This is a genomic window from Roseovarius sp. D22-M7, assembly GCF_037083785.1.
Lineage (GTDB): Bacteria > Pseudomonadota > Alphaproteobacteria > Rhodobacterales > Rhodobacteraceae > Roseovarius.
The window spans coordinates 1-12,874 of record NZ_JBAPKY010000076.1 but is presented as its reverse complement, the minus strand read 5'-3'; the positions used below and the strand labels follow the sequence as shown (position 1 = coordinate 12,874).

Here is a 12,874-nt window from a genome sequence, read left to right as displayed (position 1 = left end):
CGGCGCGCTGGAGCGTATCGAGGACGGGCGGAATTTCTGAGCCGGTTGCCCGGCAAGCGCGTCGATCACCGCATGACCGACCGCGCAGACTGGCCGGAGACCGGGGAGGCCGGACACGACACGTCATGGCCCGCCTCGAAAAACCTTCAGGATAGGCGCTATTCTCTGCAGGAGCGTTGCGTTCAGGCGGTTTTATTGGGAGCTGACATTCAGGTGGACGTGAACCCATGATAGTCTTTGCGACGCCGCATGGGGGCACCGAGCCCTTGCCTGCCCGTCGGATTGGCCAAGATGCAGCCGGTGCGGTCGGCAGGTCCCAGCAAATCGGCAGTGCCAAATCCTCGCTGCGCGCGCTCCCAGGGTAATGCCCGTTGAAGACAAGTAGAAATCGTCGCTTCAGCGCGGCGAGACAGACCGCCATTCGGGCAAGCCGTAGCAAGATTTTCACCGACTGTGACCGGGTCGCGGACGAAGGCGTCGTCCATTGGGCTGAATGGTCAAGCCATTTGCGTCTCGCGACCTGGCTCTCCGGCTTGGCCGCAAGCGACCGGATTGATGTTCGATTTTCGTCAGCTGTTCGAACTCCAGAAACATCTATCGAAGTCCACGTATTTGATCATATCTTCGGTCTTTCCGACGGGCACGAGACGCGAACAGCCCTCGAACGCGTCGTAATTTTCGAAGACCGAGACCACACCCGTGGAGCCCGGTCCAGCACCCTGCGCGCAAAGACGTTCGCCAGGAGCCAGTTCGGCGACTTTGCGTTCTCCGCTCGGTGCCTCAGCGACGAACAGGTATTCATGAGTGTTGGCAGTGCGAACGCACACAGTGTCCGGCCCGGTCACGGCTTCGCCCGACGAGGCGACGGTCGGCACCAGCATGGCGGTCAGGACTGCAAGGGACTTGGAGGACATTCGGAGAGTATGCGTCTGGGCCCTTGCAGGCGTCAAATACGATGGCCTCACGTTTCAGAAACGCCGCCCTCAATTGATCGTGACCCGCGGACCTCGGGAATCGGAGTACGGTTGGAAGGATAGTTCACCCGATGGAGGAGACCTATGAATATCATGAATATCAAACACGGAATTCGCGGGGGTCTGGCCGTGCTGGCGCTGAGCGCGGGGTTCGCGACGGCTCAAGATGCCCCCTTTGGAACCGATGCGGACGCGGAATATGCCGCCCGGCTTTGGTCAATCATGGAAGAGATGAACATGGCCGGTGAGGGTATGATCCGCACCTTTCCATATGAGGGTGTCGCGCCGCACGGCATGATGCTTGAGACGCTCTATACGACCGCAACGGTCGGCGCGCATACAGGTGACCTGGTGATCAAGCGCAATTATGGACCCGAGGGCGTGAGCATCGACGCCGTCATGAACGATCCCGACAAACACCTCGGCGCTGTGACCGTCATGTTCCGCCGCGAGGCGGGGTACGATCCGGACAATGCCGACTGGTTCTGGGTCAAGTACCTCCCCGACGGCTCGCTGGACAAGAACCCCAAGGGCGCGCGCCTGGCTGGCAAGGTGGCCAAAGGCATGGATGCCGGCTGCATCGCCTGCCATAACAGAGCCGGCGATGACATGCTCTACACCACAGACCATCTCGGATCCGACTGACCCGACATGACATGCGATTGCGGCAACGCTCCATTCTTGCGCGGATGCCGCAATCGCAACAGACGCGTAAGGTCACAAGACCGCTCGACCGGCCCAACCACACCATCCCGTTGACGGAAACCCGGTGGTTTGGCGCTCGTTTCGCAGATGGCGGAGCGGCCCCGCCTCCTTCACGGCAGACAAGCACAGGCGCATGACCACAGGCCCATGACCCGCTGGATCGATACTCTGACAGACGAGGCGTGGCTAACCAGCCTCGGGCAGCGCTTCGAGGCGGTCACCGAAGAGATATTCAGTGTCCTGCGATGGGCCATTGTCGTCGGCTTCGCGCGCCATCTCTCGATTCACACGACGGCATTATGGTTCGACGCCATTCACTGGATCACCGGCGCGCTGCTTTTTGCCTACCTTGCCTCCCGCTTCCTCCTGCGCCCGGAAGTGCCCCTCTTCACCAGCCTCGACCGGCGCTGGAAGCGCCGCGTCCAGACAGCCGTAAACCTCGGGCTATGCATGCTGGCCTTCCTCCTCGCGATGTGGCTGATTGAGCATCTTGTAGATGGGATAGCGCGTTACCGCTTCGCCCCAGTCGTGAGCTGAGGGATCATCCGACCAGCCACGCGAGCGATATCGAAACGCCCGCACGCGAAAGCGGTATCGATTTCATGCATGCCTGTTCTTAAAGTCTGCTTTGAGGAGGCACGCCGGCAGGATTCTTGTTCTTGGACAGCCCTCTATGGCGAGATCACGAATGCGAACAGCGAGGTCTTCACGAAAGGAAAGCCACGCGCGATCCTGGAAGTCCAACGCGTCCGCGAGCGCACAGAACTCTTGCGCATGAGTGGTACCAGCTCGGCAGTTACTCTCTTGGGCACAGTAGGTGATACAGCAGCGCCTCAGGGCCATGCAGACTTCCATCGCCGAATTCCCTCGCCAAAAGGGGGATGCAGAGTGCGCGCTCGCCGCGCGCCCAAGAGAACGCAATCTGGTCCCATGGGTTAATCTCGGAACGGCGATATTTGCGCGGCCTGAACATGCGACGCTCTTTTGGTCCTCGATCAAACGCGTCACCTTCGGTGAGGAGATTATCTGCGGCACCTGCGAGGCTTCGGACGCCGAGCGACCACAATTTGCGGTTATGATGCCATCTCATATCAAGATCGCGCCGATCACCTACCGTTCAACACGTACCTCGGGCGGTTTTTTTGCCTTTCGATGGAGCAAGCATTCGTGATCAGGCGTGATTTCATCTCGCAGTTTGGGTGCCGTAGGGTACGTCTCGGACACCGCGAGATGCCGGACAACCAAAAAACACGACAGAGGGGATCAAAAAATGAAACGCACACTCACCGCAATGGCCGCGCTTGCCCTGACCGCCGCCGCGACCGGCGCGCAGGCGCAGGATAACTGCGATCCCGGCAAGCCGGGCGCCGAACTGACCGGTGCCGAGGCCGAGACAGTCTATAACTGCATCGCCGAGGAACTGCATGCGGGCTACACGCAGGGCGCCAAGCGCTGGATCCCCGCCGAGCATGTCACCGACTACCGCGACTGGACCAAGGCCAGCACGATCCCGGCCGCGCCGGGTTTCCACGGCAACCGCTTCCTGCTGACCTGGGTGAACGATACCGGCGACGAGGCCTACCTGGAGTATGCGGAGGACCCCGACATTCCCGCAGGCACGGTGATTGCCAAGGAGTCTTTCGCGGTCACGGATGCGGGAAACGTGCGGAAGGGTCCGCTCTTCCTGATGGAAAAGGTTGCTGCTGGCACGTCGCCCGAGACCGACGACTGGTACTACATGCTCGTCGCGCCCAACGGCGCACCCCAAGCGGTCAACGTGATGACCGCCTGCAGCGAATGCCACCAGGGCGCATACGGCTTCCAGGGCGGGCTCGGCTACCCGGTCCCGGAGGCGCGCGTGTCGAACTGACGGGCCGATCATCCTCACTCCCACGCACAAGGAGGAGCCCAATGAACGTGGACGCAAAACGCGAGCTGGCGAAGATCGACCTCGATATGGCCGATGACGGGGCGCGTCCCGTCGCCGAGGCCGCGGAATGACGGCCGGGCGGCCGGCAGCGGGCGGGCGCGCCCCGATGCGGACCGCCCTTGCGGCGCTTGGGCTGGCCGCGACGGGACTGGCCGCCGCCGGCACGGTGGAGCGCTGGCGCGACGCCTGGCCGGAGACCGATTTCGACCGGCACGCGGTCCCGCTCTCCGAGATCCGCTCCGGCGGTCCGCCGCGCGACGGCATCCCGCCGATCGAAGATCCGCGATTCGAGCCGGTGGAGGCCGCGCGGGACCGCATCGCCGCGCGCGAACCAGTGATTTCGCTCGAAATTAGGGGCGACGCGCGCGCCTATCCCCTCTCGATCCTGATCTGGCACGAGATTGTCAACGACACCGTGGGCGGCACGCCGGTCGCGGTCACCTACTGCCCGCTCTGCAATACGGGCATCGTGTTCGAGCGGGTCGTGGACGGGGCCGTGACGACCTTCGGCACCACGGGCAAGCTCCGCCATTCAGATCTGGTCATGTACGACCGCGCGACCGAGAGCTGGTGGCAGCAATACGGCGGACGCGCCATCGTGGGCGAGATGACAGGCGACGAGCTCGACGCGGTGCTCTCGCGCATGGAATCATTGGCCGACTTCGCCGAACGCCACCCCAACGGCCGCGTCCTGCGTCCGCCCGAGGGGTCGCGCCGCGCCTATGGCCGCAACCCCTACGAGGGTTATGACGCCTCCTCGCGCCCCTTCCTCTACGACGGCAGCTATGACGGGCCGGGATCGCCGCTGATGCGCGTCGTCACCGTGACGGGGCGGGCCGAGGCCTGGAGCCTCGCGCTCCTGCGCGAGAAGGGCCGGCTGCGCGCCGGCGATCTGGAGCTCAGCTGGCGCCCGGGGCAGGCCTCCGCCCTCGACAGTGCGCGCATCGCCGAGGGCCGGGACGTCGGCTCCGTCACGGTCATGCGGGTGGGCGAGGACGGCGCGCGCCACCCCGTCGTGCACAAGATCCCCTTCGCCTTCGCCTTCCGCGCCTTCAATCCCGGCGCGCCGATCCATCACCCCGAGTGAACCGCAAAACGACCGGAGGTCCCGCAGATGGTCCGCACCGCCACTCTCGCAATCGCCGTGTTCCTGCTCGCGGCCCCCGCCCTCGCGCTGGAGCCGCGGGAGGGCTGGCGCGTCCATCCCACGCAGAAGTCCTACCAGACGCTGCTCTCCGACCTGAAGGCGGCCATACGTGCCGAGGAGATGGGCCTCGTCACCGAGGCCGGACCGACCGGGGCCGCGGCGGCGCGCGGTATCGAGATCCCGGGGAACCGGGTCGTTGGCGTCTTCCGCAATGACTTCGCGGTGCGGATCCTCCGGCTGAGCACGGCGGCCATGATCGAGGCCCCGGTCCGCTTCTACGTCAGCGAGGAGGCCGACGGCACCGGGACGCTTTCCTACAAGACGCCGGGCTTCGTCTTCGCCCCCTATATCGACGAAGGCGGCGCGGATCTGGAAGCGGCGGCGGAAGAGCTCGACACCATCTTCGACGCGATCGCCGATCGGGCCCGCGGACCGGCAAAGGAGACATCCGATCAATGAGCCATCTCCCCTCGCTCCCGAACGGGACACTTATCGACGTCTTCGCGATCGCGCCGGAAATCTTCGAGCGCCTGCATGTCTTCGCCGAGGCGGTCATGCGCGGGGCGGATTCGCCCTTCTCGGCCGGCGAGCGCGAACGGATGGCGGCCTTTGTCTCGCGGCTGAACGGCTGTGTGTTCTGCGAGGCCTCGCACGGCGCGGCCGCCGGCCGGTTCGGCGCCGATCCAGCGGCGGTGACCGCCCTTGTCGAGGACCCGTCAACGGCGCCCGTTCCGGAGGCGATGAAGCCCGTCTACCGCTACCTGCGCACGCTCACCCTCGAGCCGGGCGCGGTCTCCTCGGCTGAGGTCCGCGCGATCCTCGATGCCGGCTGGCCTGAGGCGGCCATCACCGGCGCGAACCTCGTCTGTGGCGTCTTCGCGATGATGAACCGGCTCGTCGAAGGCCTCGGCATCGGCTCCGATCCCGCGACCGTCGAGATGGCGGGCCGGCACCTCCATGATCGCGGCTATATCGGCATCAGCGACCTTGTGAAATCGCGCGCCGGGTAGGGCTCCGGGCGGTCCGTCCTCCCGCGTCCGCGACACGCGCGAACCGATCTTCTTCGCCTTCCAGCGCAGACGCGACAACTGGCCGTGTGTCTTGCATCGCGCGCGTAGAGTGCCGGCGGTTTCGCGTGCTCGAAATCGTCGAGGACCACAGCCGGGTCTGCCCCGGCCAAATCGTGGACGTGTCACGCCTGACCTCACATAATCGATCAAACGCGACAAGCTTCCAACAGGTTGGGCCATATGGGACACAGGCCCGACCTTTCGGCCGGGTCACACGCGACAGACTGCATTGCGGGCCACTCACGCTTTCGTTAGCTTTGCGTGCAGGGATCGAGGGCAAGGGCGCGGAATGCACGCTTCCACAACGACGGCCGTAAGCGAAGGCGCCTTCGCATCGTTGTTTCAGGAGTTGCACGACCCGGCATTTCTGGTCGACCGTGTCGATGGGAGCTTCCTGGCCGCCAATCAGGCGGCGGCACGGTTGCTGGGCTATTCGCTGGATGACCTTGCCACGCTCAGCCCGAGCGACCTGCACCCGCACGAGTTGCCGCGCCTCAAGGCTTTCCTTCGGGAAGTGACCACGCATGGGCGCTGGCAGGACGACAACCTGACCTGTCGCTGCCGTGACGGCAGCTTCGTGCCGGCGGAAGCCCGCGCCACCACGCTGCACGTGGAAGGACGTGACTGCATCCTGATCCAGCTGCGCGACCTGCGCGGCCAGAAACTTGCCGAGGTGGGCCAGTCGGTGCGCAAGCTGTCACATGACCTGCGCAACGCCATGACCACGGCGCAGCTTCTGGCCGACAGGCTGGCAGAGAACGACGATGCGCAGGTCCGCAAAAGCGCCGACGTGATCGCGCGTTCCCTGGAGCGCGCCATCACCATGTGCCAGCAAACCATCGACGCCGGCCAGATCGCCAGCGAAGCGCCGTGCCGCGAAAGGTTCTTGCTGGCGGATGTGGTCGACGAGGTGACCGCCACCATGGTCATGCCAAGCGGCCTCGGTACACAAGTGGTCATGGACGACGCGGATGAAGACGCCACGGTGCTGGATGCCGATTTCGACCAGATCTACCGAATACTGCTGAACCTCGTGCGCAACGCCGCCGAGGCGGGGGCGCAGACCGTGCGCATCTACGGCGCGCGCGAAGATGGGCGGGCGATCCTGACGATCACAGATGACGGGCCGGGGTTGCCGGACTCGATCCGGGAGAACCTCAACCGTGAAAAGCCCGACCTTTCCGAAGGCAGCAGTGGGCTGGGCCTCATGATCTGCTGCGAACTGGCCGCGCGACACGGCGGCGCGATGTCGGTTATGGATAGCGGCCCGAAGGGGTCGCGATTTCGCGTCACGATCCCCGACGCCGCCGACGCGGTCTGAGCCGGGTTGGCAGGCAGTTTCAGTTCTTCTGGCCGATGGCCCCGTAGCCGCGGAATTCCGGATCGATCCGGGTGCGCATCAGGTTGTTGGCATAAGTCGCCATGGTGAATTCGGAAACCGTCCCGATGATTTCGACCAGCGCCGCATGGCCGAACCCGCGCTGGCCGAACCAGTCGATTTCCGCTCTTGGAAGGCGGCCGCGCGTTTCCAGAACGCGCCGCGTGGCGGTAATCAGGGCATCCATCCTATCGTCATCCAGGCGCGCGCGGGTCAGCGCCGCCTCGACAGCTTCCTGCGGCGCGCCGGCCTCGACCGCCTCCTTGGAAAGCGCGGCGCGACAATAGTTACAATCGTTCTCCAATGCCGTAAGCAGACCTACGATCAGTCGCTCCCCCTCATCGAGCGTTCCGTTCATGAGCTTTTCGTCAAGATGGACGAACCCGGCAAGCACGTTCGGGGCGACCGCAAGCGTACGGTAAAGATTGGGCACTCCTTTGGGATAATAGGCCCGAATGGCTTCGAAAAGGACCTTCTTGGGGTCGTTTTCGGCCTCGGCCACGCTGTCGGTATCGGTTGTCACTTTGGCGTCTCTTTTCCGGTCGATCAAACTCATCATTAAACGGTGTCGATCGAGAAATCCAACGCAGAGCAACACGAGCACCGTCACAATTCAGTCATGGGGACGCGCACGGCACGGATCACGACCGCAGGAAAACGGGAACTCAATGCGATAATGCGCGGGACGCGAGCCGGCCCCACTTTCGGCCCGACACTTGGACCTGAAAAATGAAGCTTTGACAGAGGTGGCTCAGAAAAGGGGAACATTTCAGAAACACAGACCGGCATTCAAGGCGAACATGACGACGTGTGGTGAGCCGCGCCGAAGCGCCCGTTCACCGATCGATCCGTGAGGGGCGCGGTGCAGGGTCCGGCGGCAGGATCAGCCGCCAGAAATTGGCCTCGACCGGTTCGAGATTGCGTGACGGGCTTTCGGGCGGTGCGCCGGTGGTGATCACCCTGGCCAGATCCGCCAGCACCTCCGGATTGTTGCGAAAATAGCTGTGGCTCGACTGGCCGGTCACGGCGCCGACATTGACGAAATGGACGTTCCGGATGCGCCGGAAGATCTCGCGTTCGGTCTCGCCCAGCTCATCGAAGGACAGCCGGCCGAAGCGAGTACCCGCCATCAGGAGTTGTGCGAGGCCGAGCGCCCCGTCATTCGGGTTCATGTAGACCGTGATGCGACCGAAAGCGGGTCCGAAATGCTCGGCGATCAGGCGCTGCCGGACCACCGAGAAATCCAGATCGGGGGCTGCGAGGATCAGCGTCTCGACCTTCAGCGTTTGCAGTGGATTGCGCCCCGCTCTTCGATGACAAGCTCGCGCAATGCGGTGGTCACCACGTCGCTGCCACGGCTGTGCGCGACAATGTGAATACGCTCCAGCCCCGGCACATCCTTCAAAAGCCGAAGGGTCTCCTTGAGGTGGAAGATCGAGAATTCACCGCTTTCGCGGTCCTTGAAATATCCGAACGCGCCGGGATTTCCCGCAGGCCAGCTGTATGCGACGGGCAAGACGTCGCGTCCGGTGACTTGCCAGAGCCGCGCCGTCGTCTCCAGCGTTTCTTCGAAAAGGCTGTTGAACCCATGTACGTAGAACAGTATCTCGCGTCGCCCGCTGCGCTGCAGGGCGCTGGCAAGGGTGCCGCGCATATCCGCCTTGGCGGCATTGTAGGCCCGCGTCGCGTCAGCATCCGGCAGGATGATGCCACGATCCTGGGAAAACGGCAGCGGCGTTTGTGGGAACCGCCTGATTTCATGCAACCTTTCGAGGTCTGGCCGGACGGCGTCAGTGGCGATTTGCGCCACGCCGAAGGTCATGGCCGGGCTCCGCTCTGTCGTATAGGCAATGCCGCCATCCTGTGATCGCTGGGACGCGCGGTCGGTCACGTAGTAGAAGGCCTCGCTGCGCTCTGCATCCCCCTCGGACAGCTGCGAGAACGTGGCAGGGCGTCCGCAGGCAGAAAGCAAGACAAGCGCGCATATCCAGATCAGGTGTTCGACAAGACGCATCTTTCGGTCCTTGGTGCTGCCACCAGGAAACCTATCCGGACATGCACGCGTGGGTCGAACACATTCCGGATTTCAAACGCAACAATCCGTGAAGATAGGCCCCGCCCCGTATTGGTGCCGTGCGCGAGGCTATCAACGCCCGGATGTGATGTTTGAACGCGTGCTTTGACGATGGTTCTATGGTCAGCCAGCCAACGCCTCGATCTCGCGTGCGATATCCTCGGCGAGGATCCCGGCGGTCTCGGCCGCATCTTTGCGCTGCGCATACGCGCGAAGTCCGAAGATCGACGCTTGCAGCCGCGCTGCCAATCGTTCCGGGTCCGAGCCGGGTGGGATCTCGCCGGCGTCGCGCGCGTGGCGAAAGGCGTCCGCAAATGTCATCTCGACCTCGCGTATCATTTTTTCGGCGGGCTGGCGTAGCATTGGATCGTCATCCGGCGTCTCCAGCAGGGTCTTGACCAGCATGCATGCGCGCGAGGGCGGGTCGCTGGACAGCAGACGGCCGATCATCCGCACATGTGCGGCAAGCCCGCTGATTGGGCTTGGCTCCCTGACGATCGCTTCGGCCAAGGTCGCTTTTCCAATGGCAGCGTAGCGGTCGAGCGCGGCGCAGAACAGCGCCTGCTTTGACCCGAAGGCGGCATAGATCGAGCCCGGGCGCATGTCGAGGGTCCGCTCGAGATCCTTCAGAGAGGTGTTGCGATAGCCGCGCGCCCAGAACAGATCCATCGCCGCGTGGAGCACGTCGTCTCGGTCATGGGTGGCTGATCTGCCCATGTCTGACACCTCGATCCCGATTGAGTGATCGCTCAAGAAGTATCTTGAGATACTGACGTGCGTAAAGTCAGGCAAGATACTTGAACGATCACTCAAGAAACAGCAAGGAGACCCGCGTGACCAGCTTTGAAATGCACACGATCGAAACCTCCGCCGAAGACAGCCGCCCGATGCTCGAAAATTCTCAAAAGGCGTTTGGCCGCATTCCCGGGCTGCATGTCGTGATGGCCGAGGCGCCCGCGCTTTTGCAGGCCTATCAGCAGCTTCACCAGATGTTCGCCGAGCAGACCAGCTTCGACAACGACGAGTTGACGGTGGTCTGGCAGACCATCAATGTCGAGCACAACTGCACCTATTGCGTGCCCGCCCATAGCGGTATCGCCAAGCGGATGAAGGTGGACGGTGCGATCGACGACGCGCTGCGCGACGAGACGCCGCTGCCCAATGCCCGGCTCGAGGCACTGCGCAGTTTCACGCTGGCTGTCACCTGTGGTCGCGGCCATGTCGAGGAGGCCGAATTGCAGGCCTTTCTCGATGCAGGATTCACCAGGCGTCAGGTTCTCGAAGTGATCCTTGGCCTGTCGCAGAAGGTCATGTCGAACTATACCAACCACCTCGCTGGGACACCGGTGGATGAGGCATTCAAGGGCTTCGCGTGGCAAAAGGCGGGCAAGGACGCCGCCTGACCCGCCCGGCCGCCAAATGCCGCCCCTCGGACAAACCCGGTCTCGTATCCTGCGAGGTCGGGTAGCCTTTTCTCAGAGTATTTTCTCGATGTCGTGCGTTGATACGGGTGAAGAATCCTATGTCCAAGGCTGGCACGGCCATCGTCGCAGCTCTTGTCGCTGCGTGACAAGGCGCGACAATATGCGATATACATCGCGGTGCCTCCCCCTCGCATCGGTCGCCGTGAGCCCCGCGCAGACCCAAGATTGGCCACATGCCGAGACCCTTGTACGGAATTCTGGGCATCAACCTGACCACGATGATCTCGGGCCGTTGATCTCAATGACGCCGCCCGTTCAGGGGGCCGAGAGGATCAAGTCGAACACCCCGAAGGCGGCGATCACAGCCGGAAGGTCACCGGGCGGTACGGTGGGGTCCCGGCCTCGTTTCTCATCAACAATCGCCTCAAGACAGCTGTCACGCTTTACCTCAAAGACTTGCACGGCCTCAGAGCAGTGCTAAGGCTTTTCGAGTGCACGGATGTTGTCATGCAGAATTAACGTCCCGGTGTAATCGAGCGTATTGGGCTGGGCGAGGCGGCTGCGCGCGCGGTGTGTCTCGATATCATCTATGTCTCGATCGCGGGTTTCGGAATCGAGGGAGACTGAACGCGCAAACCGATATATACTCCGCTGATCTGGGCACTAAAAAGGCTGGCAAGCGTATAGTGCGGCGAGGCCCCGGTTGGTGCACATGATCTTGCGCGACAAGTCGAACCCTATGCAGACTGCGCGGGCGATCACCGAGGTCTTTCTGGCGGAGCTCGCGGCGATGCCCGCGGTCGGTCTTAGCGCCCAAATCCTGGTAGCTGTCAATCTCGGACCAAATTGGGTCAGAAACCAGTTGTAAAGGTCAACTTCGGCTGCGAACTGGTAGGGGCCTTGGCGCGTGCGGCGAACGGCAGGTTCGACGGGCCGCACCGCAGCATCTCAGGCGACTGGTAAAAGGCTGCAGTGGGCCGTTCACGCTGATCTGTCAGGATGAGAGTAAGAAGTAGCCCTTCGCTGCAAACGCGAAATACTCGGCAGTGTCCCAACGATTGGGCTGACAGGCCATGCGCCGAGCCCCCGGCGTAGCGCAGCGCGCGGCCGGTGGTGATTTGGGCGGCGACCGTCGATCTTCGGCAAAGGTTCGGGTTGCAACACTCGAAGCCAAGGATCGAGATGACGATGACCGATGAGAGAATGGCACGGCTCGAGCCGGTTGAACAGCAGGCCGGTGGCGATCTCGTGCGCGCGATGCTGGCCCTTGCGGCCGGCCGGACCATGGAAGCCGAGGTCGAGACGCAGACGGGCGCGGCCAAGGGTGCGCGCGCGCCCCTGCGGGACGTTCAGCGAAACGGTTACGGGGACCGGGACACGCGTGCGGGTCGCATCCCGCTGGAGATCCCGAAGCTGCGCAAGGGCAGCTACCTGCCGAGTTTGCTCGAGCCCCGACGGACGGCCGAGAAGGCTCTCGTGGCGGTGCTCCAGGAGGCATGCGTCCATGGCGTCTCGACGCGCTCCGTGGNTGCTCCAGGAGGCATGCGTCCATGGCGTCTCGACGCGCTCCGTGGACGATCTCGTGAAGGCCATGCCCTGGCCGGGTCGCGCACCGTGGCGGCGGCGATGCTCAAGACGATCTTCGCCCCGGAAAGCAAGGCCGACGCGGAAGCCCAATGGCACACCGTCGCCGATGCCCTCCGCGAAAAGCAGGACAAGCGCGGCACCTTCATGAACGCCTCGCGCGACGATGTTCTCGCCTACATGGACTTCCCACGCGAGCACCGGGCCCAGATCGCCTCGACGGATCCGCTGGAGAGGGTAAGCCGCGAGATCAAGCGGCGCACCGATGTTGTGGGGCTCTTCCCAAACGATGACGCCATCATCAGGCTCGTCGGCGCGATCATGCTCGAGACCAACGACGAGTGGACCGTTGCGCGCCGATACATGAGCCTTGAAACCCTCGCGCGCGTGAACGACAATCCAGATGTCAGGTTGGCTGCCGTGACATCCTGATCAGACCTGAGCCTTTCCGAAGGTCGGCGTTCTTACACCACGCCTTGGTACACTATCAAATGGCATTGTTGCAGAACTCAGGCCTGAGGCATGACTTCCCCTTACCCCACTGAGGTCAGCCCACGCGAGCGATCTCGGCGGTGCCGAGGGCGTTGA

Annotated in this window: 16 protein-coding genes and 1 pseudogene; 12 read left to right on the top strand and 5 right to left on the bottom strand. The window is 63.4% G+C overall.

From position 1 onward, the window contains the following. Window positions 1–231 (top strand): hypothetical protein (locus tag V8324_RS19745; protein WP_336421620.1); only part of this gene is annotated, 231 nt, incomplete at its 5' end. A 338-nt stretch (window positions 232–569) separates the two neighbouring features. Here V8324_RS19745 and V8324_RS19740 read toward each other — a convergent pair. Next, the gene (locus V8324_RS19740) at window positions 570–914 is read right to left on the bottom strand and encodes a hypothetical protein (RefSeq protein WP_336421619.1); all 345 of its coding nucleotides are present in this window, start codon (window positions 912–914) and stop codon (window positions 570–572) included. A gap of 144 nt (window positions 915–1,058) precedes the next feature. Between V8324_RS19740 and V8324_RS19735 the strand changes: the two genes are divergently transcribed. The 8 genes from V8324_RS19735 to V8324_RS19700 all read left to right on the top strand — a co-directional run bounded on the left by V8324_RS19735 (window position 1,059) and on the right by V8324_RS19700 (window position 7,147). Further along, window positions 1,059–1,619, top strand: coding sequence for a hypothetical protein (locus tag V8324_RS19735; RefSeq protein ID WP_336421618.1), 561 nt, complete (start codon window positions 1,059–1,061; stop codon window positions 1,617–1,619). Window positions 1,620–1,826: 207 nt separating this feature from the next. Further along, the gene (locus V8324_RS19730) at window positions 1,827–2,216 is read left to right on the top strand and encodes a hypothetical protein (RefSeq protein ID WP_336421617.1); all 390 of its coding nucleotides are present in this window, start codon (window positions 1,827–1,829) and stop codon (window positions 2,214–2,216) included. Between the two features lie 304 nt (window positions 2,217–2,520). Then, entirely contained in the window at window positions 2,521–2,850 is a 330-nt protein-coding gene (locus tag V8324_RS19725; RefSeq protein ID WP_336421616.1) for a hypothetical protein, read from the top strand. A gap of 99 nt (window positions 2,851–2,949) precedes the next feature. Next, a complete protein-coding gene (locus V8324_RS19720) occupies window positions 2,950–3,549 on the top strand; it encodes a cytochrome P460 family protein (protein WP_336421615.1) in 600 nt (199 codons plus the stop codon). 166 nt (window positions 3,550–3,715) lie between these two features. Beyond that, a complete protein-coding gene (locus tag V8324_RS19715; RefSeq protein WP_336421614.1) occupies window positions 3,716–4,696 on the top strand; it encodes a DUF3179 domain-containing protein in 981 nt (326 codons plus the stop codon). A 27-nt stretch (window positions 4,697–4,723) separates the two neighbouring features. After that, the gene (locus V8324_RS19710; protein ID WP_336421613.1) at window positions 4,724–5,215 is read left to right on the top strand and encodes a DUF302 domain-containing protein; all 492 of its coding nucleotides are present in this window, start codon (window positions 4,724–4,726) and stop codon (window positions 5,213–5,215) included. Continuing rightward, on the top strand, window positions 5,212–5,766 hold the full coding sequence (locus V8324_RS19705; RefSeq protein WP_336421612.1) for a carboxymuconolactone decarboxylase family protein: 555 nt from the start codon (window positions 5,212–5,214) through the stop codon (window positions 5,764–5,766). Before V8324_RS19710 ends, V8324_RS19705 begins: the two co-directional genes overlap by 4 nt. A 349-nt stretch (window positions 5,767–6,115) precedes the next feature. Beyond that, window positions 6,116–7,147 (top strand): PAS domain-containing sensor histidine kinase, encoded by a 1,032-nt coding sequence (locus V8324_RS19700; RefSeq protein WP_336421611.1) that lies wholly within the window; start codon window positions 6,116–6,118, stop codon window positions 7,145–7,147. Window positions 7,148–7,166: 19 nt separating this feature from the next. Here the strand turns inward: V8324_RS19700 and V8324_RS19695 are convergent, their stop codons facing one another. The 4 genes from V8324_RS19695 to V8324_RS19680 all read right to left on the bottom strand — a co-directional run bounded on the left by V8324_RS19695 (window position 7,167) and on the right by V8324_RS19680 (window position 9,995). Beyond that, window positions 7,167–7,814, bottom strand: coding sequence for a carboxymuconolactone decarboxylase family protein (locus tag V8324_RS19695; RefSeq protein ID WP_336421610.1), 648 nt, complete (start codon window positions 7,812–7,814; stop codon window positions 7,167–7,169). 226 nt (window positions 7,815–8,040) lie between these two features. After that, window positions 8,041–8,439 carry an alpha/beta hydrolase gene (locus V8324_RS19690; protein ID WP_336421609.1) on the bottom strand — a complete coding sequence of 133 codons (399 nt, stop codon included), beginning with the start codon at window positions 8,437–8,439 and terminating at the stop codon, window positions 8,041–8,043. Between the two features lie 44 nt (window positions 8,440–8,483). Next, entirely contained in the window at window positions 8,484–9,026 is a 543-nt protein-coding gene (locus V8324_RS19685) for an alpha/beta hydrolase (RefSeq protein WP_336421608.1), read from the bottom strand. A 375-nt stretch (window positions 9,027–9,401) separates the two neighbouring features. After that, a complete protein-coding gene (locus V8324_RS19680) occupies window positions 9,402–9,995 on the bottom strand; it encodes a TetR/AcrR family transcriptional regulator (protein ID WP_336421607.1) in 594 nt (197 codons plus the stop codon). A gap of 116 nt (window positions 9,996–10,111) precedes the next feature. On the opposite strand from V8324_RS19680, the gene V8324_RS19675 reads away from it, so the two are divergent. From V8324_RS19675 to V8324_RS19670, 3 genes and pseudogenes are all read left to right on the top strand, one after another. After that, window positions 10,112–10,681: a carboxymuconolactone decarboxylase family protein gene (locus V8324_RS19675; protein WP_336421606.1), complete on the top strand. Its 570-nt coding sequence runs from the start codon at window positions 10,112–10,114 to the stop codon at window positions 10,679–10,681. Window positions 10,682–11,050: 369 nt separating this feature from the next. Then, a pseudogene (locus V8324_RS22515) lies at window positions 11,051–11,329 on the top strand (CoA transferase); the annotation flags it as partial. A 561-nt stretch (window positions 11,330–11,890) separates the two neighbouring features. Beyond that, window positions 11,891–12,718: a transposase gene (locus tag V8324_RS19670; protein WP_336421621.1), complete on the top strand. Its 828-nt coding sequence runs from the start codon at window positions 11,891–11,893 to the stop codon at window positions 12,716–12,718. Window positions 12,719–12,874 lie beyond the last annotated feature (156 nt).